Source organism: Mesorhizobium sp. M7A.F.Ca.US.014.04.1.1 (genome assembly GCF_003998745.1).
GTDB classification, from domain to species: domain Bacteria; phylum Pseudomonadota; class Alphaproteobacteria; order Rhizobiales; family Rhizobiaceae; genus Mesorhizobium; species Mesorhizobium ciceri.
Genome location: NZ_RZRW01000013.1, coordinates 1 through 21354, shown reverse-complemented (window position 1 = coordinate 21354; position 21354 = coordinate 1). Strand labels below are relative to the sequence as shown.

22 protein-coding genes, 1 tRNA gene and 1 pseudogene are annotated in these 21354 nt (G+C 61.9%); 8 read left to right on the top strand and 16 right to left on the bottom strand.

Translation table 11 applies throughout. The annotated features are described in order from the left end of the window. The 9 genes from EOA22_RS01835 to EOA22_RS01795 form a co-directional block, all read right to left on the bottom strand. Nucleotides 1–875, bottom strand: an 875-nt coding sequence (locus tag EOA22_RS01835) for an ABC transporter ATP-binding protein (protein ID WP_245478579.1), incomplete at its 3' end; no start/stop codon positions are given. Nucleotides 876–879: 4 nt separating this feature from the next. Further along, nucleotides 880–1824: a carbohydrate ABC transporter permease gene (locus tag EOA22_RS01830; RefSeq protein ID WP_027161386.1), complete on the bottom strand. Its 945-nt coding sequence runs from the start codon at nt 1822–1824 to the stop codon at nt 880–882. After that, the gene (locus tag EOA22_RS01825) at nt 1821–2777 is read right to left on the bottom strand and encodes a sugar ABC transporter permease (RefSeq protein WP_063168956.1); all 957 of its coding nucleotides are present in this window, start codon (nt 2775–2777) and stop codon (nt 1821–1823) included. Before EOA22_RS01825 ends, EOA22_RS01830 begins: the two co-directional genes overlap by 4 nt. A 104-nt stretch (nt 2778–2881) precedes the next feature. Beyond that, on the bottom strand, nt 2882–4135 hold the full coding sequence (locus tag EOA22_RS01820; RefSeq protein WP_013529701.1) for an ABC transporter substrate-binding protein: 1254 nt from the start codon (nt 4133–4135) through the stop codon (nt 2882–2884). Between the two features lie 57 nt (nt 4136–4192). Beyond that, a complete protein-coding gene (locus tag EOA22_RS01815) occupies nt 4193–5704 on the bottom strand; it encodes an aldehyde dehydrogenase family protein (protein ID WP_127389821.1) in 1512 nt (503 codons plus the stop codon). Between the two features lie 9 nt (nt 5705–5713). After that, nucleotides 5714–6490 carry an enoyl-CoA hydratase/isomerase family protein gene (locus EOA22_RS01810; protein ID WP_013529703.1) on the bottom strand — a complete coding sequence of 259 codons (777 nt, stop codon included), beginning with the start codon at nt 6488–6490 and terminating at the stop codon, nt 5714–5716. Continuing rightward, nucleotides 6483–8084: an acyl CoA:acetate/3-ketoacid CoA transferase gene (locus EOA22_RS01805; protein ID WP_063168954.1), complete on the bottom strand. Its 1602-nt coding sequence runs from the start codon at nt 8082–8084 to the stop codon at nt 6483–6485. The genes EOA22_RS01810 and EOA22_RS01805 overlap by 8 nt, the downstream gene beginning before the upstream one ends. Continuing rightward, nucleotides 8081–8260, bottom strand: coding sequence for a hypothetical protein (locus tag EOA22_RS01800; protein WP_013529705.1), 180 nt, complete (start codon nt 8258–8260; stop codon nt 8081–8083). The genes EOA22_RS01805 and EOA22_RS01800 overlap by 4 nt, the downstream gene beginning before the upstream one ends. Next, nucleotides 8257–9315, bottom strand: a complete 1059-nt coding sequence (locus EOA22_RS01795) for a LacI family DNA-binding transcriptional regulator (protein ID WP_013529706.1) — start codon at nt 9313–9315, stop codon at nt 8257–8259. Before EOA22_RS01795 ends, EOA22_RS01800 begins: the two co-directional genes overlap by 4 nt. A 239-nt stretch (nt 9316–9554) precedes the next feature. On the opposite strand from EOA22_RS01795, the gene EOA22_RS01790 reads away from it, so the two are divergent. Beyond that, nucleotides 9555–10709 carry a dihydrodipicolinate synthase family protein gene (locus tag EOA22_RS01790; protein WP_063168953.1) on the top strand — a complete coding sequence of 385 codons (1155 nt, stop codon included), beginning with the start codon at nt 9555–9557 and terminating at the stop codon, nt 10707–10709. 55 nt (nt 10710–10764) lie between these two features. Here the strand turns inward: EOA22_RS01790 and EOA22_RS01785 are convergent, their stop codons facing one another. After that, nucleotides 10765–13032: an alginate lyase family protein gene (locus tag EOA22_RS01785; RefSeq protein ID WP_063168952.1), complete on the bottom strand. Its 2268-nt coding sequence runs from the start codon at nt 13030–13032 to the stop codon at nt 10765–10767. A gap of 129 nt (nt 13033–13161) precedes the next feature. Next, entirely contained in the window at nt 13162–13452 is a 291-nt protein-coding gene (locus tag EOA22_RS01780; RefSeq protein ID WP_127219021.1) for a hypothetical protein, read from the bottom strand. A 175-nt stretch (nt 13453–13627) separates the two neighbouring features. On the opposite strand from EOA22_RS01780, the gene EOA22_RS01775 reads away from it, so the two are divergent. The 3 genes and pseudogenes from EOA22_RS01775 to EOA22_RS38540 form a co-directional block, all read left to right on the top strand. Next, a complete protein-coding gene (locus tag EOA22_RS01775; RefSeq protein ID WP_024502741.1) occupies nt 13628–13987 on the top strand; it encodes a lysozyme inhibitor LprI family protein in 360 nt (119 codons plus the stop codon). A 14-nt stretch (nt 13988–14001) separates the two neighbouring features. Beyond that, nucleotides 14002–14397, top strand: coding sequence for a hypothetical protein (locus EOA22_RS01770; RefSeq protein ID WP_013529710.1), 396 nt, complete (start codon nt 14002–14004; stop codon nt 14395–14397). A gap of 9 nt (nt 14398–14406) precedes the next feature. Then, nucleotides 14407–14513, top strand: a pseudogene (locus tag EOA22_RS38540) (transposase); the annotation flags it as partial. Here the strand turns inward: EOA22_RS38540 and EOA22_RS37585 are convergent. Then, nucleotides 14480–14722, bottom strand: coding sequence for a hypothetical protein (locus EOA22_RS37585; protein WP_063168951.1), 243 nt, complete (start codon nt 14720–14722; stop codon nt 14480–14482). The pseudogene EOA22_RS38540 and the gene EOA22_RS37585 overlap by 34 nt on opposite strands. Nucleotides 14723–14849: 127 nt before the next feature. Then, nucleotides 14850–15617, bottom strand: a complete 768-nt coding sequence (locus EOA22_RS01765; RefSeq protein ID WP_027161395.1) for a Stf0 family sulfotransferase — start codon at nt 15615–15617, stop codon at nt 14850–14852. 403 nt (nt 15618–16020) lie between these two features. Here EOA22_RS01765 and EOA22_RS01760 point away from each other — a divergent pair, with 403 nt between their 5' ends. After that, a complete protein-coding gene (locus EOA22_RS01760) occupies nt 16021–16227 on the top strand; it encodes a hypothetical protein (protein ID WP_013529712.1) in 207 nt (68 codons plus the stop codon). Between the two features lie 274 nt (nt 16228–16501). Here the strand turns inward: EOA22_RS01760 and EOA22_RS01755 are convergent. Next, nucleotides 16502–16576 (bottom strand) — tRNA-Val (locus tag EOA22_RS01755). A 116-nt stretch (nt 16577–16692) separates the two neighbouring features. Next, complete coding sequence (locus EOA22_RS01750; protein WP_006199474.1) at nt 16693–17055, bottom strand: response regulator; 363 nt, start codon at nt 17053–17055, stop codon at nt 16693–16695. A gap of 163 nt (nt 17056–17218) precedes the next feature. Between EOA22_RS01750 and EOA22_RS01745 the strand changes: the two genes are divergently transcribed. Both EOA22_RS01745 and hisN read left to right on the top strand, forming a co-directional pair. Continuing rightward, on the top strand, nt 17219–18160 hold the full coding sequence (locus tag EOA22_RS01745; protein WP_013529713.1) for an N-formylglutamate amidohydrolase: 942 nt from the start codon (nt 17219–17221) through the stop codon (nt 18158–18160). Between the two features lie 301 nt (nt 18161–18461). Continuing rightward, nucleotides 18462–19235 (top strand): histidinol-phosphatase, encoded by a 774-nt coding sequence (hisN, locus tag EOA22_RS01740; protein WP_024502739.1) that lies wholly within the window; start codon nt 18462–18464, stop codon nt 19233–19235. Between the two features lie 17 nt (nt 19236–19252). Here hisN and EOA22_RS01735 read toward each other — a convergent pair whose 3' ends face one another. After that, nucleotides 19253–20230: an alpha/beta hydrolase gene (locus tag EOA22_RS01735; RefSeq protein WP_063170330.1), complete on the bottom strand. Its 978-nt coding sequence runs from the start codon at nt 20228–20230 to the stop codon at nt 19253–19255. A gap of 481 nt (nt 20231–20711) precedes the next feature. Here EOA22_RS01735 and EOA22_RS01730 point away from each other — a divergent pair, with 481 nt between their 5' ends. Next, nucleotides 20712–21179, top strand: a complete 468-nt coding sequence (locus EOA22_RS01730; protein WP_013529716.1) for an Hsp20 family protein — start codon at nt 20712–20714, stop codon at nt 21177–21179. Nucleotides 21180–21354 lie beyond the last annotated feature (175 nt).

Sequence of the window (21354 nt, the reverse complement as noted above, 5' to 3'; positions counted from 1 at the left end):
GCTTCGGGACGGACACCGAAGATGATCGGCTTGCCCTGGAATGCCGACAGGCCCGCCGGCGCATTGGCCATCGGCAGGTTGATCGGCTCGCGCGCCTCGCGCTGCAGCACGACGGACAACGCATTGCCTGACGTACCGATCGTCGCCGGGATCAGGTTCATCGCCGGCGAGCCCATGAAGTCGGCGACGAAGAGATTGCTCGGGTTGTTGTAGATTTCGGCCGGCGTGCCGAACTGCTGCACCTCGCCATCCCGCATGACCGCGATCTTGGTCGCCAGCGTCATCGCCTCGATCTGGTCGTGGGTGACGTAGACGATGGTGGTGCCGGTGGTGGCATGCAGGCGCTTGATCTCGATGCGCATGTCGACGCGCAGCTTGGCGTCGAGGTTGGACAAAGGCTCGTCGAAAAGGAACAGTTTGGGGTCGCGCACCAGCGCCCGGCCCATGGCGACGCGCTGGCGCTGGCCGCCCGAAAGCTGGCTCGGCTTGCGCTGCAAGAGGTGGCCGATCTGCAGCACCTTGGCCACCTTGTCGATCGCCTTCTGGCGCTCCGCCGCCGGCACGCCGCGCATCTCCATGCCGAAGGAGATGTTTCCGGCCACCGTCATGTTCGGGTAGAGCGCATAGCTCTGGAACACCATGGCGATGTCGCGCTTGGAGGGGTGCAGATCGTTGATGGCGCGGCCGTCGACCCGGATTTCGCCCGAGGTGATCGTCTCCAGGCCGGCGATGGTGTTGAGCAAAGTGGACTTGCCGCAGCCGGAAGGGCCGACCAGCACCAGGAAACCGCCTTTCTCGAGCTCGACATCGATCCCTTTCAGGATCTCGACCTGGCCGAAGCGCTTTCTCAGACCATCAATTTCCAGAAAAGCCATCAGATCATCCTTTGACGGCGCCAGCCATGAGACCGCGCACGAAGTAGCGGCCGGCGAGCACATAGACGAGAAGGGTGGGCAGTGCCGCGATCATCGCGGCGGCCATGTTGACGTTGTATTCGACGACGCCGGTCGAGGTGTTGACGACGTTGTTGAGCGCCACCGTCATCGGCATCGCGTCGCCGGTGCCGGCGTAAGCCGAGGCGAACAGGAAGTCGTTCCAGATGTTGGTGAACTGGTAGATGACGGTGACGACGAAAATCGGCATCGAGTTCGGCAGCATGATGCGGCGGAATATCTGGAAGAAGGAGGCGCCGTCGACCTGTGCCGCCTTGACCAGTTCGGTCGGAAACGCCTCGTAGTAGTTGCGGAAGAACAGCGTGGTGAAGCCGATGCCGTAGACGACGTGGACGAAGACCAGGTTGACCGTCGGGTTGCCGAGACCGAAGCTCGTTCCGACCGAGTTCTGCAGTGTGACGCCGAAGCGGCCGAGGCTGCCGAGGATGGTCGCCATCGGCAACAGCACCGACTGGAACGGAATGAAGCAGGCAAACAGCATCAGCCCGAACACCAGCGTTGCGCCGCGGAAACGCCATTTCGTCAGCACGTAGCCGTTCAGCGCGCCCAGCATGGTCGAGATCAGAACGGCCGGAACCACCATCTTGATGGAGTTCCAGAAATAGCCCTTGATGCCGGCGCAGGTGAGGCCGACGCAGGTCTCGCCCCACGCCTTCAGCCACGGGTCGAAGGTCGGCGCCTTGGGCAGCGCCAGCATGTTGCCGTTCTGGATCTCGTCCATGGTCTTGAACGAGGTCACCAGCATGACGAACAGCGGCATCAGGTAAAACAGCGCAAACAGCGCCAGCAGCCCGTAGATGACGATGCGGTTGAGGGTCTTGACGTTGACGCCGCCGGAGGCCTGGCGGGCGGGAGTGGTGACGGCGCTCATCGCGGCTTCTCCCGCAGTTCCGAATAGAGATAGGGCACGATGATGGCGACGATGGTCATCAGCATGATCACCGCACTGGCCGAGCCGACGGCCATTTCGTTGCGCTTGAACGTGTACTCATACATGAAGTTGGACGGCAGCCACGCCGAGCCGCCGGGCCCGCCGCTGGTCAGTGCGACCACGAGATCGTAGGACTTGATGGCGAGGTGCGCGAGCACGATGAAGGCCGACAGGAAGATCGGCCGCAGCAGCGGGATGACGATGCGGCGATAGAGCTGGAAGTTGGTGGCGCCGTCGATCTGCGCCGCCTTCATGATCTCGCCGTCGATGCCGCGCAGGCCGGCCAGGAACATCGCCATGATGAAGCCGGAGGCCTGCCAGACGCCGGCAATGACCACCGTGTAGATGACGAAATCCTTATTCTTGATCCAGTCGAAATGGAAGCTCGTCCAACCCCATTGATGCAAGGTCTGCTCGAGACCGAGGCCGGGATCGAGGAACCATTTCCAGGCGACGCCGGTGACGATGAAGGACAGCGCCATCGGATAGAGATAGATCGGCCTCAACACGCCTTCGCCGCGGATCTTCTGGTCGAGCAGGATGGCCAGGAACAGGCCGAGCGCCAGGCAGATTGCGATGTAGAGGAAACCGAAAATACCCATATTGGTGATCGACGTGTACCAGCTCGACGGCGGGTCTGTGTCGAAGGTCCAGCCCCACAGCCGCTGATAGGCGCGCGAGCCGGTTAGGACATAGGACGGGAAGGTCTTGGAATTGGTGAAGGACAGATAGATCGTCCACAGGATGAAGCCGTAGACGAAGACGATGGTGATGGCGAAGCTCGGCGCCAGCACGATCTTCGGCAATGCGTCCTGCAGGCGCGAGCGCACCGAGGCGCGTGGCCGCGCATGCTCCGGCGTCAGCTTGATCTGGCTTGTCGCTACCGTGCTCATGGGGCTCCTCCCGTCGACTCGCGGCCAACCAGCTTCGCGGATCTATGTTCGCGGATCTGGGCCTTCCCCGCCGGAGCGGGGAAGGCGTTTTTGGCGCGTGGCGCTTACTTGGCGTCGTCGATCGCCTTGACCAGCTCGGTCACGGCTTCGTCCGAGGTCTTGATCTGACCATGGACGAACTTCGAAACGACGTCCTTGTAGGCATTGGCGACTGCCGGAGGCGCGCCATAACCCTGGGCCAGCGAGCCGAACAGCGTGCCGCCTTCATTGGCTGCCTTCAGGTCGGCGATGCCCTTCTTGCCGCAAGCGTCGAAGTCGGTGTCCGGAACGTCGGTACGGGCCGGAACCGAACCCTTGACGACGTTGAAGGCCGACTGGAAGCTCTTCGACAGGGTGGCGGTGGCCAGTGCGACCTGGGCGGCCTTGCGGTCGTCGGGAACATTGAACATGCCGAACATGTCGGAGTTGTAGATCACCGAGCCGTCGGTGCCCGGGAAGCGATAGCACAGGAAGTCGGTGCCCGGGGTCTTGTTGGCGGCGTGGAACTCGCCCTTCGCCCAGTCGCCCATGACCTGCACCAGGGCATCGCCCTTGATGACCATGGCGGTGGCAAGGTTCCAGTCGCGGCCCGAGAAGTTGGGGTCGACATAGGTGACGAGCTTGGCCAGATTGTCGAACGACTTCTTCATCGTGTCGGACTTCAGGGACTCGTCATCGAGGTCGTTGAAGGCCTTCTTGTAGAACTCGGGTCCGCCGGTCGACAGCACGACGGAGTCGAACATGGTGGCTTCCTGCCAGTTCTGGCCGCCGAGAGCGAGCGGGATCACGCCTGCCGCCTTGGCCTTGTCGAGCAGGGCAACGAAGTCGTCGAAGGTCTTCGGCTCGGTGCCGCCGATCTTGTCCAGGACGGCCTTGTTGATCCACAGCCAGTTGACCGAGTGAACGTTGACCGGCGCCGCGACCCACTTGCCGTCATAGACCGAAAACTTCTGCAGGGCTGCCGGAACGGACTTGTCCCAGCCTTCCTTCTTCGCCGTTTCGGTCAGGTCGCCCATGACGCCGGCGGCTGCATAGTCGAGCACGGTGTAGCCGAGCATCTGCGAGGCGGTCGGATAATTGCCGGCCGCGACCATCGCCTTCAGCGCGGTCATGGCGGCATCGCCGCCGCCGCCGGCCACCGGCACGTCCTTCCAGGCATAGCCTTCCTTGGCCAGATCACCCTTGAGGACGTTGAGAGCAGCCGCTTCGCCGCCCGAGGTCCACCAATGCAGCATCTGGACTTCCTTGACGTCCTCGGCGTGGGCCGCGAAAGCCAGGCCCGACGCGAGAGCCGTTCCGATAAGCAGTTTGCGCAACATGTACTTCCTCCCTTGTTGCATTACACGACCGGCGGATGCCGCCGGGTTCTTCTCAACTCAGCCGACCCACCACCCGGTGCGCTGGCCGCGATGAAACTGGATTGTCTTTTCCTCGGTATAATCCTCGACGGCGCGTTTGCCGAGTTCGCGTCCGAGACCGGACTGCTTGTAGCCTCCGAAAGGCAGCTCGGGATAACCTTCCATGAACGTGTTCACCCAAACGGTTCCCGAACGCACGCCGCGCGCGACCGACATGCAAGTGTCGATGCTGGCGCTCCACACGCCTGCCGACAAACCATAGGGCGTGTTGTTGGCGATGTGCAACGCCTTTTCAATCGATTCAAAAGTCAGCACCGAGAGCACCGGGCCGAACACTTCCTCGCGCGCTATGGCCATGTCCTCGGTGACGCCGCGGATGATGGTGGGATCGAGGTATTGACCGATATTGGAGGCCAATTGCTTGCCTCCGCTGTAGATGCTGCTGCCCTCGGTCGCGGCTGCCGCAACGTAACCGGCAACCTTGGCCAAATGGTCGGACGAGATCATCGCGCCGACCTTGGTTTGGTCATCGAGCGGATCGCCGACCGTGACCCTGGCGCCAAGCTCCTTGACGGCGCTGAGAAAATCGTCGGCGATCGCCTCGTGCACGATCAGCCGGCTGCCGGCATTGCAGCACTCGCCGGCATTGAAGAAGCCGCCGAACACCGCCGCATCGGCGGCCGCTTCGAGGTCGGCGTCCTGGAAGACGATCTGGCCGTTCTTGCCGCCGAGCTCCATCGAGACTTTCTTCAGCGACTGCGCGGCGGATGCCATCGTCATCTTGCCGACGCGGGTGGAGCCGGTGAACGAGACCATTTCGACCAGCGGGTGGCTGACCATCGGCGCACCGACATCGGCGCCAAGTCCGGCCAGGATATTGACGACGCCGGCGGGCAGGCCGGCCTGCATCAGGATGTCGCCGAGCACGAAGGTCGAGGCCGAGGTCATTTCGCTCGGCTTGACCACCGCCGTGCAGCCGGCGGCGAGCGCGAAGGGCAGTTTCTGGCTGACGATCAGGAACGGGAAATTCCACGGGGTGATGATCGAGACGACGCCGATCGGTTCGCGCAGGACGACACCCAGCATGGCGTCGCCGAGATTGGCGTAGGTTTCACCATGCAGGGTGCGGGCAAGCGAGGCGGCATAGCGCCAGATGTCGACGGCGCCGCCGATCTCGCCGCGTGCCTGGGCGATCGGTTTGCCCGATTCCAGTGCGTCGAGCCGGGCGATGTCTTCCAGCCGGCCCTCGATCAGATCAGCTGCCTTGAGCAGGATCCCGGCACGTTCGGCCGCCTTCATGCGCGGCCATGGACCCGTTTCGAAAGCCCTGTGGGCGGCAAGCACAGCGGCTTCCACTTCGGCCTCACCGGCCTGCGCATAGTGCGAGACGGTGAAGCCGTGGCCGGGGCTGTTTCGAGCAATCGTGCGGCCGTCGCGGGCATCGACATGCTTGCCGTTGATCAGCAGCTTGTAGCCTTTCGGGGCTTCGGCCGCCTCGGCCGGCATGGCGATCTTCAGGGGTGCGTTCATATGTTTGCTCTAGGATCTCGAAAAGGCCGGCTTCTGCTTGGCCTTGAAGGCATCGACGCCGGCCTTCAGATCGCCGGTCAGGGCGATGAAGCCGCTGGCCAGCGCTTCGGTGGCGGCGGCACTTTCCTCGCCTTCGGCGACCGCGATCATCAGCTTGGCGGCTTCCGTCGCCAGCGGGCCGCGCTCGGCGATCTTTTCCGCCCACGCCTTTGCTTCTTCGTGTGCGTTGCCAGTTGCGACCACCCGGTCGACGATGCCCAGGGCGAGTGCCTCGGGGGCGAGAAGGATCTCGCCGCCCAGCGCCATGCGGCGCACCGTCTGCGCGCCGAAGCGGCGCACGGCGCGCTGCGTACCGGACCAGCCGGGCACGACGCCAATCGAGGTTTCCGGGAAGCCTAATTTCACTTGTGTTTCCGCCACGCGCAAGTCGCAAGCCGCAGCCAGTTCCAGGCCGCCGCCAAGCGCATGGCCGGACAGGACGGCGATTGTCGGCTGCCGCAGCCGCGCCAAGCGGTCGAAGACGCGGTGGCCGTAGCGCACCCACTGCACCTGGAAATCGGCGGCACTCATCTGCGCCCAGGCTTCGACATCGCCACCGGCGCAAAAGCCCTTGCCTTCGCCGCGCAGCAGCACGACGCGGACGCCCTCGGCCATCTCGGCCGCGTCGAGCGCCGTCTCTAGCGCCCGCAGCATCGGAATGTCCAGTGCGTTGAATTTCTCCGGCCGGCGCAGCGTGATGGTACCGATGGCGCCATCCTGCTCGAAGGTGACGAGAGGCTCAGCCACGCGCGCCTCCGACCGAGGCGCCGCCATTCAGCGACAGGCCTATCGGTTGCTCCTGATAGAGGGCTGCCGGTGTCGTCTTGAGGTCCCTGGCAACGGCCAACGGAATTTCCGACTGGGCCAGCACATCACGCTGCAGATCGATGCCGGGTGCGAGTTCTGTGACGACCAACCCCTCCGGCGTCAGCTTCATCACGCAGCGTTCGGTGACATAGGTGATGTCCTGTCCCTGCGCCACCGCGCGCTTGCCCGAAAACGAGATGTGCTCGACTTCGTTGACCACCTTCTTGACCTTGCCCTCGTGGTCGATGCGGATGCCGCCATCGGCCAGAGACAGCTTGGCGCCGGCATTGAAGAAGCCGGAGAAGACGATCTTCTTCGCCCGTGCGGTGATGTCGACAAAGCCGCCGGCGCCGGCGGTGACATGCGGCCGCGCCGAAAGCTTCGAAACATTCACAGAGCCGTGTCGATCGATCTGCAGGAAGGACAACAGCGAGGCGTCGAAGCCGCCGGCCTGGAAATAGATGAACTGGTGCGGCGAGGGCATGAAGGCGTCGGCGTTCGATGAGCAGCCGAATTTGAAGTCGAGCAGCGGCACGCCGCCGACCGCGCCCTGTTCGATCACCCAGGTAATTTTGCCGTGCTGGCCTTCCTCGAGAAGGATGCGCGGCACATTGGCGGAAATGCCGAACCCGATATTGACGGCCATGCCGTCGCGCAACTCCATGGCGACGCGGCGCGCGATCACCTTCTGCACGTTCATCTCCGGCGTGCGGAAGCTCGACAGCGGCCGGAAGATTTCTCCCGAGATCGCCGGGTCATAGGGTGTCAGCGTCGTCTGCAACTGGTCGGGCGCAACGACGATATGGTCGACCAGGACGCCCGGCACGCGCACGTCATGCGGTTTCAGCGTGCCGTTCTCGACGACGCGCTTGACCTGCGCGATGACGATGCCGCCATTGTTGCGGGCGGCGAGCGCCTGTTCCAGTCCGCCGAGATAGGCGCCCTCATGCTCGTAGGTGAGGTTGCCGCGCTCGTCGGCCGACGTGGCGCGGATGATCGACACCTGCGGCACGATAGAGCGGAAATAGAGCCATTCCTCGCCGTCGAACTGCTGCACCGAAACGATCGGCTCGCTGGCGGCGGCGTTCATGGCGCAGCCCTGGTGGCGCGGGTCGGCGAAGGTGTCGAGACCGACTTTGGTCAGCACGCCCGGCCGCTTGGCCGCGGCTTCGCGGTGCATATCGAACAGGATGCCGGACGGCACGTTGTAGGCGGCGACCGAATTGTCGCCGATCATCTTCCAGATCTGCGGCGGTTCGGAAGAGGAGGGGCCGGACGGGTAGGAGCCGCACAAGGTACGCTTCAGCAGTCCCGGCTTGGCCAGATGGTCGATGCCTTTGATGCCATACATGTCGCCGGCTGCGATCGGGTGCAGCGTGGTGATGTTCTTCGGATGGCCTTCTGCGTCGAAGCGTTCGCCGATCGCGGCGAGCACCGCATCGGGGCAGCCGAGGCCGCTCGACGAGGACACCGACACGACCATGCCGTCCTTGACCAGGCCGGCTGCCTGCGCTGCGGAGACCACCTTGCTCAATTCACACTCCCGAGCTTAGGCTCGATTGCGACCGCCTTGCCTGATTTCGCGGTTTGCAATGCTGCTTCGACTGACGCCGATGACCAGATGCTGTCCTCGCCTTGCGCGCGGATGGCGTTGATCATGAACTGCCTGACGATCGTGCTGGCACCGATCAAGCTCCATTTGACGCTCATGCAGCGCCTCCCGAACCGGCCGCCCTGTTTCGAATGCGGCGATCCGGGCCGCAGCTTTCCCTGACCACCAGATTGACCGCGCCGATATGGTCTTCGGCCCGTGTTGTGCGTGACTGGATCATTTTCAACATGACATGGGCGGCGCGTTCGCCGAGGCCCGCCGAGTCCACCGCGACGCTGGTCAGAGCCGGCATGTAGTGCTCGGCCTCGGCCACATCGTCGAAGCCGACGATGGCGAAATCAACTCCCGGCTCAAGCCCGCGCTTGCGCAGCGCCAGCATGGCGCCAAAGGCGACGGCGTCGTTGAAGCAGAGTGCCGCGGTCGGCGGTTCAGCCATTGCGAGAGCGGTTTCGAGGCATGCGATACCACCTCTGCGGCTGGTCTCTCCCTCGACGACCAGAGTGTCGCGGTCGGAGATGCCCTGCGTCTCGCAGGCTTCGCGAAATCCGCCAAGCCGCTCGTGATAGACGACGAGATCGGACGAGCCGCCGAAGAAGACCAGCCGGCGATGTCCCTTGCCGATCAGATGAGCGGTGGCGAGATAGGCGCCGCGATGATTGTCGGGCGCGATGACCGGAATGCGGCTCTCGGGAAGCCGGCGCATGGCGAAGACCACCGGCAGACCTGCCGTCTCGATCCGCCTGAAGGCGCCCGGCGTCGTGCCGCGAGCCGGCGACACGATGAGGCCGGCGACGCCTTGCTCCATCAGCGACTTCAGCACTTCTTCCTGGCGCACCGGATTTTCCGCCGTGTTGGCGATGAACGGCACGATGCCGGCCGACTGGAAGACCCGCTCCATGCCAACCGCCAGCTCCGCGAAGAAAGGATTGGTGAGATCGTTGATGACCATGCCGATGACGTTGGAGTGCGCCTTGCGCAGATTGGCGGCGCCGCGGTTGTAGACGTAACCGACATCCTCGATCGCCTTGCGCACCTTGCTCGCTGTTTCGGGCCGGATCAGTCCGCTGCCCTGGAGCACGAGCGATACCGTCGATTTGGACACGCCCGCTTCGCGGGCGATGTCGAATATCGTCGCCTTGGCCCGGTTGGCCATCCAGATGCATCCTCCCGACTGCAGGCCCAAAACTATTGGAACGTTCTAATCTCTGCTCCGCTCGTGAGTCAATCGGGATTTTTCCCGCGCCTCGAACATCGATTGTGCGTACTCAAATGGCATGCTTCATAAGGCTTTCCTGTTGCAATGCAGCATTTCATCCTGCAGGGAGTTCGAATCTTAAAGGTCCTTGATTTATTGGAACGTTCCATTTAGTAGCGTTGTGAAGGGAGCGATGGATGGACATTTCCTTGCCTGGTGAGGGTGGCGGCAGCACCCGGTACACGCTGGTCGGCGAGCCCGTGCAGCCTGACATCGGCGCGCGATTTTCGCGTATCGCCTATGCCGCCGCGCACGTCGTTGCCGATCCGCTCGCCATGACCGATCCGTGGTCCAGACCGGTGATCGACTGGGAGAGGACGATGGCGTTCCGTCACCATCTGTGGCGGCTGGGCTTCCGCATCGCCGAAGCGATGGACACGTCGCAGCGCGGCATGGGCTTCGACTGGGCAAACGCGCAGGAATTGATCCGCCGCTCGATCGCCGAGGCGCGCACGGTCGATGGCGCCGATCTCGCCTCGGGCGCCGGCACCGACCATCTGGCGCCCGCCGCCGCCAAAACAATCGATGACGTCATCAAGGCCTATGAAGAGCAGTTCGCTTTAATCGAAGGGCTCGGCGGCAAGGCGATCATGATGGCCAGCCGGGCGTTGGCGGCAGTTGCCAAAGGGCCGGACGACTATGTCAGGGTCTACGACCGCATCCTGTCACAGTCCTCCGGCAAGGTCATCCTGCACTGGCTGGGCGACATGTTCGATCCGGCGCTCAGGGGCTATTGGGGCAGCGAGAATTTCGAGGTCGCTCTCGATACAGTCGTTGCCATCATCGAATGCCACGTTGGCAAGGTGGAGGGGATAAAAATCTCACTGCTCGATGCCGGCAAGGAGGTCGCGCTGAGGAACCGTCTGCCGGACGGCGTCGTCATGTTCACCGGCGACGATTTCAATTATCCCGAACTGATCGCCGGCGACGAGAAAAGGCACTCGCACGCATTGCTGGGTATTTTCGACGCGATTGCGCCGGTTGCCAACGCGGCGCTGGCGAAACTGGCGGAAGGCGACCGCGCCGGCTTTGACGCGTTGATGGCGCCGACCGTGCCGCTGTCGCGAAAGATCTTCGAGGCGCCGACCGAGTATTACAAAGCCGGCATCGTCCTCATGGCCTGGCTGAACGGCCATCAGGATCATTTTGCGATGGTCGGCGGTATGCAGTCGGCGCGCGGCATCCGTCACTATGCCGACGTGTTCCGCCTTGCCGACCAGGCCGGATTGCTGGCCGATCCGGAACTGGCGGTGACCAGGATGAAGAGCCTTTGCACCGTCGCGGGTGTTTGAAGCGCGGAAAGTGGTTCTCATCATCGACGTAACAGGCCAGGAATGCCGGGCGTCGCTAATGTCTCCGCCACAGCCAAAAAGGCGCGATTGCCTCGTCTGGATGAAAAATGGGCTTGGTCGCCCTTCCCAGATCGGCAGGTGGCATTCCTGCGGGATCATGGTGCGTCAGGTCGAGAAGCAGCGGCCCAAGCCGATCCGGATCGACAGTTTCGGCCGACATGGTGTGTGGCTTGTTCTCGTGCGCAACAAGCCAGTGCAGCGCCTGGACCAGTCCCAGCCCCTCGGCTGTCTTGTGTTGCCAGAGATTGTCACCGACCGAAGACAGGACACGGGCCAGCGACGTCCAGCCTTGCAAGGTAAACATGGCGTAGTGCCTGGGGCGCGTGCGGGACAGTTCCCTGGGCAAGGAGCCATCGGCTGCGATCTGGGTTGCTAGTCTCTCCCGAGCATAGAGGCTGATCTTGGCCAGGGTGGCGCTGTCGCCAAGAAACGTGGCGATCGATGCCCGCTGCAAATCGTAATATGTTCCTTGGTTGCTGCTGCTGCAGAAGGCCGTCGCGGCTGCCGGCGCGGTGTCCAGCCATTCGCAGTAGGAACCGAGCCAGGCTCTGAACGCCTCGCGATCCTCGTCGCCCAGTACTCCTGTTCGCTCGAGCAGGCGTACGGCATCCAGGAAGAAATAGAAATCCTTCAGCTCGATGATGCCGTGGCCGGACCCTTCATTGTTGTCGTGGCCCGACCGCACCTGCGCATAGCGCAAATGCGGGTTCATTCTTGTCCTGGGATCGATAAACCATGCGCGAAAGAGCCTGGCGGCGTGGACGGCATAATGATGCCCATCAAGCACGGTTGCGGCGAGCGCAAGCACGGTTGTGTCGTCGAAGACGCGCTGCAAGCGTGTGCGATCGTAGGTTTCGCTTCCTGCTGCATACAATGCCGTGCCGGGCACGCGTTCGCCATCGCGCCGGATATAGGGCAGGCCGTCGGGTCTGTCGGGGTCGGGCCACCAGTAAGGCGCAGGGTGAAAATAGTCCTGGGGATCCCCGCTGGGGGCTAGGCCAGTCTTGTCGAGCACGCTGAACGGACCGCGGGCGAGTGCCTGTCCGGCCGCGGTTTCGAGATGGTGCAGGATGGGCCCGTCCTTCACCGCGTTGGCCAGGGCGTCTTCGTCATAAAAGGCCAGGCGGGAGGTATCAAGCCGAGCGGCGACTGCCTTGGCGTCACATTGATCGACCATATCGACGATCGCCTGATCGCGGCTGACCAGACGCGCGACGAAGCCGGCCTTGCCGATCTCCAGATGCGAACGCCCTGAATCCAGGCGCGCCACCCAGCCCGCTTTCTGGAGCAGCCCGGCATCCGCCGCCCGGACCGGGCGTGGAAAATCCCAGGCGTCGTCGCGGTAGCGGTCCCAGGGGCCAGGAACTGCCAACCGCCACAGCATCTCGATTTTTGGCCGCCTTCCGTAACCATAGTTTTCGTCGAACAGTTGCGTGGTATCGGCTCGAAATATGATCTGCGGCTCCTCCTCGGCCGGCGGCTGAAAGCTCTGGTCCAGCAGAAGCGCATTGTCGACAATGCGCGCCATGGGCACCACAGCGTAGGGAAGGTGCGGGTTTTTCTCGATCGCGGACCGTATCCGCTGGAACGCAGAGGCTGTCAGGTAGCAGTTCCCGTCCCAGGGCATCAGCCATTTTGCCCTGTCGCGGGCAATCGCGAGCGCGGCGTTGCGAGCCCCATTGTTGTTCATCACATAGAGGTTCTTGCTGCGGCGGATGTGCGTTTCGTAACGCGCGGACTGTCCGCTCGCCCGGCCCTTCTCTGAGAATCGGAGGTCGCCGGCAACAAGCTGGTCGACGTCCCAGGATATCTTCCGGTACTGATCGAGTTCGAAGGGGATTGTATGAAAATTCTGGCGGCGGCTTTCGAGCAGGCCGATGATCCGGGCTTCCTCGTCGGTGTCGACTATTCGATTGACGATCCAGAATTTTTCGCAGGCGTCGAAGACCGGTTCGTTGTCCAGAATGAACAGCACGTTGTCGAATGACTGGCCCTTGCGGTGTCGCGGTTCCAGATCATTGCCGATGATCCGGACGAGCATGAAGCTGTCGGCAATCTGCGAGATCGGCGACGCCGTGTAAGTCTCGCGGGCGGCCTCGATCCGCTTGCCGAGTCCGCGCCGGTATTCAGCATTCTGCTTTGCGGAAATGAGCGCGTTGCCCAATGTCGACCACGGCGACCGCAATTGCGTGCGCACACGGTTCAGTTCGCGATATATCTTCGGCCAGGACGATAGTTTTGTCCTACCGGACTGTGAACTCATGACGGCACGCAGGGAGACCGGATCCCGATCACCGCCTCGGGGATGCGCGCGGTTTCGCCAATCATTCCGACTTTGATTCTGGACCATTTTTGAGCGTGAGGCGACGAAGCCCTGAATTGTGCGGCACGATCAATCATGGAAAACGTCTCTCGCATGTAACGTTGCGAATGTCCTGTTACGTTCTGCTGCATAAGTGACGGCAGGTTGCCAGGCAACGCCGACAGGACAATGCGATAAATCAAATCCGAAAACCACATAGCATGGCAAATGCCCCGGCATCGGCGATTCGCCTTCACGCAAAGGCAAGCTCGCAAAAGATGCGCCGGTGATCGCAATTTTCTTGGAACCAATCCTCCCGGCGCGCGACCAAGCGATGTGTCCAAACATGGTCAGCTTGTGGCGGCCGCATTCGACCGCCATTGCATCGAATACATGAGTTATCTGCCACTCCCCGCATATCACCTCACGGCCCTAGCCTCGTCCGTCCTGCATTGTTGAACCCGACAACCCTTTGCTTACTATATGGTTTTCCAGGCCTTGCCGGCTGCTCCTATGCGTGCTTACTTGTGGTTGTTTTCATGAGGGGGATACAATCATGCGTTTTCTACTTGCTGCGGTCGCCATGCTGTCGTTCGCCGCCACCGCGGCTCTGGCTGATCCAGCTTCGGATTTCAAAAGAGCCGATCAGGCATTGAACCAGACCTTCAAGCAAATCCAGAAGCGGCTTACGGATGATTCCGACGGCAAGGCACGGTTCGTGAAAGCGCAGAGAGCGTGGATTGCGTTCCGCAACGCCGAATGCACGTTTCAATCCAGCGGTGACGATGGTGGCTCCGCGGCGCCGATGGTTGCCGCTGCTTGTCAGGCTGACCTGACCAAGGCCCGCACCAGGCAGTTGAAGGCCTACCTGAACTGCCAGGAGGGTGACCTCTCTTGCCCGGTGCCATCAGAATAATCTGGAGTGACAAAATGCCGAATTTCAAGATGAGATATGTGCTGATCGCGCTTGTGCCGTTGGCGGTTGCCGGTTGCGTCAGCGCTGAGGATCAGCGCGCAATGGATCAGCAACAGTGCGCGTCTTACGGCTACAGGCCAGGAACCAACAGGTTTGCCGACTGCATGATGCAACAGACCTCACAACGTTCAGAAGATGAGCAGCGCTCATTGGATCGCATGGCCGCGCAAGAACAGAGAGACAAGGATCGCAAGGAAGCGCGTCGAAAGGACGACAGCTACATCGATCCAAGGCCGAGTTACGACAAGGATGGCAATCCGAATTTCGACACTCAAGGCAATTACCAAGGGTGTCACGGCGCGGGATGTTTGGTCGACAATCCAGACAATAACGATGACGATGACCAGTAGGCTGGCTCCGCGAGGCTCTCCTTCCTGCCCCCTATAGTCCGGACCTCAACCCAATCGAGAAACCCTTCGCCAACTTCAAGCACTACATGCGGCGTTGCGCCAGGCGCAGGCTAGAAGTCAACCCAAATGCGAACCGCTCTACCTCGGCGAACAGCCGGGAAATGCCGATCCTGCACACGCGATCCGCGATTCCATCAGCTTGAAGGATGGTTCCGGAACTTTTTGCCGCAATGGCAGGTTCGAGCGACATGACGAAACTATCTGACCCTGGCCCGCCGTTCCCAGCAAGCTGCACGGCGGCCAGGACATCCCGGAAGAAGATCATTACTGCGGGCAGACGGTTGACCGGCGCGATTTACTCCAGGTGTTCTGGAGGAAGAGCCGGGGCATCGAGCGCTGGAACCGAGCCAGCTGCAACGATCATCGAATTTCCCCGAAGAAAGTACCTGCCTCTAGAAGCGCTTTCGGATCAGGGGCCGTTTCAGGGCAAAGCGGGCGATATTGTCGAGCGTTCTTGGCACCGCCATCTCCCCGATGCCCTCAATGGCGCCCTTGGCCGCTGCGTCCTCACGAAAGCGCACTATCCATTCTTCCGTGAGGCTGTCCCGTTGAACAGTGAATCTCGAATTGGCGGTGTCTTCCGGGACCTGGACGCCCATATAATCCGCCACAGCTTCCAGATAGGGCCGTGGGTCTTGCTGCAAATCTTCGTAGACGAATTGACGACAATCCAGCCCCGCAAGTTGTAGGTAGGACCTCCAGAACGCATAGCTTCGATCAATCTGGAAATACGCTTGGCTGATGTCGGCGAAGCTATAAGGAACAGAGCGCGGATTGACTTTCCCTTCGTGCCGGCTCGTCCACACTCCAGACATCCTAGCTCGGTAGAACGAAATAGCTTGCTGAATTCGGTCGCGACGTTCCAACAAAATGAATTCCAAGCCGTGTTTTCTTCGAATCTCGAATAGAAAATCCTTTCCGAATTTCTCCTTACACCAGGCCAGATGGCGCGGAAACAACTTGATCGCAAACCGCCCGTTGTCGGTCGACGCTTTCTCGATGACCGCTTTTTCAAGATCATCATAGGTGCGGGGATCGAAACGTAGATAGGCCGGATCAAGCCATTCCTCCGACCGTCCCATCAGGCCAGTTGCGTTCGTCAGGCTTCCCAGCCAGTTCGAACCGCTTCTTCCCTCTGTAAGAATCGCAACGCCCCGCATAAACTCCTCACTTCACCTTGTCCCGGAACGCATGCCGCAAGGCCCGCTTATCTTCAACCCAAATCAGTGCTGCGTTCCCGCCCCAGGTCCAGGAACACCGTGCTCAGCTTATTGCCGCCGTGATCTTCGTTGCCATCTTGTCGGCATCACCAGGGCTTTGGCTGGATTCTAGACCAGATGACCACGCAATTCATCTAGGACGCCGCATCGGCCGCCATCGTCATCGTGGGCGTGTTCGCCGTCGCCGACACGTCGCCACGCGATTGCTGCGCCTGCCCAGGAGTGTCCTCTGTCGAATAACCGTGAGGGTTGTTTTCGCCGCCATCACTATTTTTGTGAACCAATTCACCCGAGGCGCGACCAAGTGATGTGTCCAAACATGGTTCATCAAGGAGAACGTCTTATGTTTACTGTCTCGAGAAACGTCTTTTTGGCCGCCATCGCCGTTTCGGTGCTGGCCGGCTGCAAGACAACCGCTCCCAGGGAATGCGACAAGCTGAAGCCTGGCGTCACCTATAACGGCAAATGCTGCGGCATCGGCGAGCCTTGCCGCGAAGGCAAGGGCGGCGGCGACAGGCCGGGAAATACGCCTGATCCAGCGCCGCAATGATCTGATTGCGTGTCGCCCGTTCCGGTCAGCGCTGGGACGGGCGGGTTGCGCTCGAAAGCTCGCCAACGTCCAGCCTCCCCTTGAGGCACCGAAATCGTCCACCTCTGTGTAACGCGCGCCCTGGACGGCCCTGTGCCACGCTGTGCCCTGCTTATCCCAAGTGAGGCGTTCTTCCGCCAGCACCTCGACGCTGCTCATCCCGCGCGTCATGCCCACGCGCTTTGTCTGGCGAGCCGGCCAGCATGTCGATCCAAGTCTGATTTGTCTGGTTGGATGGTGGGCGTGACAGGGATTGAACCTGTGACCCCTGCAATGTCAATGCAGTGCTCTCCCGCTGAGCTACACGCCCATCCGAAGCCGCGCATACACCATTTTTGATCCAGCGCGTCAATAGCAGGAAAAAGGAAAGAAGGCGTCGTCTCGCCGCAGTGGCGAAGAGGTGCGGCGCCTCGCCTAGAAAACGGCTCAGGCCGCCTGCAGCATCTTCTCCACCTCGTTGACGAGGTCGCGCAGATGGAATGGCTTCGACAGCACCTTGGCGTCTTTCGGCGCCTTGGAATCCGGGTTCAACGCAACGGCGGCGAAACCGGTGATGAACATGACTTTCAGATCGGGATCGATCTCGGTGGCGCGGCGCGCCAGCTCGATGCCGTCCATCTCCGGCATGACGATGTCGGTCAGCAGCAGCGAGAACGGCTCTTCGCGCAGCCGCTCATAGGCGCTGGCGCCATTGTCGAAATCGCTGACCTGGTAACCGGCGCGCTCCAGCGCCTTGACGAGGAACCGACGCATATCGTCGTCGTCTTCCGCCAGAAGAATGCGTGCCATGATATCCTGTCCGAATCACCCGCCCGAGATTGCCGTTGGGCAAGCCCGTTAACCATCCTGTATATGAGGAGGTGAGGGTAAACATCAAGTGAACGCGGACGGCGATGATCCATATTTGCCGGGGGTGTGCCGCCGCTGAAATGCTGGACACGCGGCCTGCAAGGTGGCACTTTCACATCATGATGCACTGGTGTTTTCGGGTTCGTTCAAATTGAAGACGGCAGCCGAGGATTTTTCGGTCTTTCCACCCTTCGAAATCCGGTCGGGCGCCGAGCAGCGCGTCCCCTTCCTCTTCAATTCGCCGCATAGCGGCCGCTACTATCCCGAACGGTTCCTGGCCATGGCAAGGCTGGACCGCAACGCCATCCGCCGGTCGGAAGACTGTTACGTCGATGAGCTGTTCGGCGGTGCCGTGGCGCTCGGCGCGCCGCTGCTGGCGGCGAATTTTCCGAGGGCCTATCTCGACGTCAATCGCGAGCCGTGGGAGCTCGATCCTCGCATGTTCGCCGAGCCAGTGCCGTCCTTCTGCAACATCCGCTCGGCGCGGGTGGCGGGTGGGCTTGGCACGGTGCCGAAGCTGGTCGGCGAGGGGCTCGACATCTATTCCGGCCGCCTGCCGCTGTCGGAAGCCGTTGCCCGGATCGAAACCGTCTACAAGCCCTATCACGAGACGCTGAAGCGGCTTTTGACCCGGACCCATGCGCGGTTCGGTTTTGCCGTGCTGATCGACTGTCATTCGATGCCGGCGAGCATCCGTGTCGGCGACAGCGGGCTGCGGCCCGACTTCATCATCGGCGACCGTTTCGGCATCTCGGCAACCGCCGCCCTGACCGAGACCGCGATCGGCCTGCTCAGCGCCATGGGCTATTCGGTTGCCCACAACAAACCCTATGCCGGCGGCTTCATCACCGAGCATTACGGCCGCCCGGCGCGCCATCTGCATGCGCTGCAGATCGAGGTCAATCGCGGGCTCTACATGAACGAACGGACATTCGAGAAGGCCGCCGGCTTCGATGCGCTGGCCGACGATCTGACGCGGTTCTCAGCCGACCTGATGTCGATGCCCGACCATCATTTCATCGACCTGCCGCTGGCCGCGGAGTGAAATCGCGGCGTAAAAAAAGACCGCATCGTTTGCACGATACGGTCGAAGTCTAGGGAGGAAACGCCCAAGGAGGGCATGGACAGGAAACCCTGTCCGAGGTCAAGGGTATTGTGCGTTGCACAAATGTCAAGCGACCTTCAGGCTTTTTTAATTCACTCTGATGTGGAAATTGCGTTTCGACGACGCTTATGTGACATCCGGGCAACAGATGCCGTCGCGGAGAAGTAGTCGAACACACTTGTTTTGGTACGAAATTGGCGGCAGAGCACGGCTCGGACATGCTGCAGTGCGGGAGAATCAGTTGGACATCAGTGTCGATTTCATGCGCCGCATCGCGCAGGTGGCGGCGGCGGAGACCTTGCCGCGCTTTCGTGCCCAAGGCGCGGTCGCCAACAAGGAACAGGGCAGTTTCGATCCGGTCACCGAGGCCGATCGCGAGGCCGAGCGCGCTATCCGGGCGTTGATCTCTGCCGAGTATCCCGACCATGGCATTCTTGGCGAGGAGCATGGCAGCGAGAACATTTCGAGCCGGCATGTCTGGGTGATCGACCCGATCGACGGCACGCGCGCCTTTATTTCCGGCCTGCCGGTGTGGGGCACGCTGGTCGGGCTGACGGTCGACGGTGACGCCGTTGCCGGCATGATGGCGCAACCCTTCACCGGCGAGCTGTTCTACGCCAACGCCTCAGGTTCGCACTATGAGGGGCCGGGCGGGCCGCGAAAACTGACGACCCGCAAGACGACGAAGTTGGACCAGGCGACGCTGTTCACCACCACGCCGGCGCTATTCAAAGGCGAAGCGCGCAACCGTTACGATGCATTCGAAAGACAGATCCAACTCGCCCGCTATGGCGCCGATTGCTATGCCTTCGCCATGATCGCTTCGGGAAGCGTCGATATCGTCGCCGATCCCGGTTTGAAGCCATACGACATCGTGGCGCTGATCCCGATCATCGAGAAGGCAGGCGGTGTGGTCACCACATTCGATGGCGGGCCTGCGGAAAAGGGCGGCGATGTCCTGGCGGCTGCAACGCCGGAACTCCACGCAGCTGCCATGGCTGCCTTGCGCGGCTGACCAGCGACCGGCGGCCGTCAGGCCGTGGGGTCGTCGCTGCCGGGAATGAAGGCGTCGAAGGCGGCGAGCAATTGCTCGCGGTAGATGTCGGCTTCCTGCAGGATTTCGTGGCGGGAGCCGTCGATCATCAGCAATGAACCGAGCCGCAGACGCCTGGCGTAGGCTTCGACAGCCCTGGTCGAGACGACCTGGTCGGCGCCGGCGGCGATGATCAGCAGCGGGACCTGGATCCGGGCCATGAAGTCGGGGTCGTTGACGGCTTCCGAAGCTTTCGCGGCTGCCCGCAGCCAACGGATCGTCGGCCCGCCAAGCGCCAGTTGCGGGTATTCTTCATAGATCCGTGTGTTGCGCCGATAGCGTTCCGGGTCCGATGTCAGCTTGTTGGTCTCGAAAGGGGCCGTTGCCCTCGGCCGCGGACCCCAGGCGGCATAGAGCCGGCCGAGGCCGAGAGCGCAGAACAGGGAACAGACGCGGCGAACCGTCGAGATCGAGACCGGAAGGTCGGGCAGCGTCAGGAAAGGCGCGATCAGCACCATGCGCCGGACGCGGTTCACCATCGACGGCGCGGCCAGCAGGGTGATCAATGCGCCTGCCGAATGGGCCAGGATGTAGTAGGGTCCGCGGCAATCGGGCAGCACGATCTCCTCGAAGAACTGTTCGAGGTCGGCGGTGTAGTCGCGGAAGCTGCTGACGTAGCCGCGCTGGCGATCGCGGATCAGCCGGTCTGAATCGCCCTGGCCGCGCCAGTCGAGCGTGGCGACGCCAAAGCCACGATCGGCAAGGTTGCGGATGGTTTCGAAATATTTCTCGATGCACTCGTTGCGGCCGGTGAGCAGGACCACGGTGCCCTTCATCGGGCGAGCGACCGCGCCGAACAGGCCGTAGCGGATATTCTTGCGGTCACGCGTGGTGAAGAAGCCGCCGGCGGCGTTTTCCGGCCGCGGATTGCCCTCGATTTCGTGAAAAAGGGAGTTTTCGGTGAAAAGATCCGTCATTCGGCGCTTCGTGCTCGGCGTCTCGCATGCCCGCCTGCGCTGGCCGGCTCCGCTATGGTGATAGACGCCCATGCGCCAAAAGCCAAGGAATTCCCGGTGACTGACTGGGCTGCAACAGGGAAGGCCGGAAGCCGCTTGAAAGCGTGCTTCCGGCCTCTGTCGATCCGGGAGGAAGGGACGTTACACCCGGTCGGCCTCGTTGCGGTGCCTGTTGTGCAATCGGCGCCGCCAGTCCTTGATCCTGGAATGGACTTTAGCGCCGGCTGCCTGAACGCGCGCCGAAGTGCCGGTTCATCTGCCGTTCATCAAGGGTCCGGCCGCCGTGGCTTTTGCCGCCAGGTGAAATCTTGAAATGCTTTCCAGCGCTCCCCAAATGTCTCGTGCGGTCGCCAATGTAGGGGCCGCTGGCCCACCCGAAACGCCGCTCAAGGGTTTCGCACCGGCCATACGCAAACCATGTTGCTCAACAGGAGAACACCTCATGCGTCACGTTGATTTTTCCCCGCTTTATCGCTCGACCGTCGGCTTCGATCGTCTGTTCACGATGCTCGATTCGCTTGCGCAGCCGGATGGCGCGCAGACCTACCCGCCCTACAACATCGAGCGCACCGGTGAGGATTCCTACCGGATCTCGATGGCGGTTGCCGGCTTCTCTGACGAGGAAATCTCGATCGAAGCCCATCGCAACGTGCTGACCGTGAAGGGTGAGCGCAAGGACGAGGGCACCGGCGAAGGCTCTGAACTGCTCTATCGCGGCATTGCCTCGAGAGCCTTCGAACGCCGCTTCCAGCTTGCCGACCACGTCGAAGTTGTCGGTGCTTCGCTGAAGAACGGCCTGCTGTTCGTCGACCTCAAGCGCAACATCCCCGAGGAGCTGAAGCCGCGCAAGATCGCGATTACGGCATCTTCGGCCAAGGCCAAGCAGATCGAGGCCAAGACCGCTGCCTAAAGTACAAGTCTCCTCCCGAGACGGAAGCGGCGCCGAAAGGCGCCGCTTTTTTGTTATCGGGGATTTCGGTATCAGGCGATCAGCTGGCCAAAACGGTCGACCTCATCGGCCGTCGTCGCGAAGCTGGTGACGAAGCGATACAGCAACTCGTCCTCGCTGATGTGGCCGTCAAAGC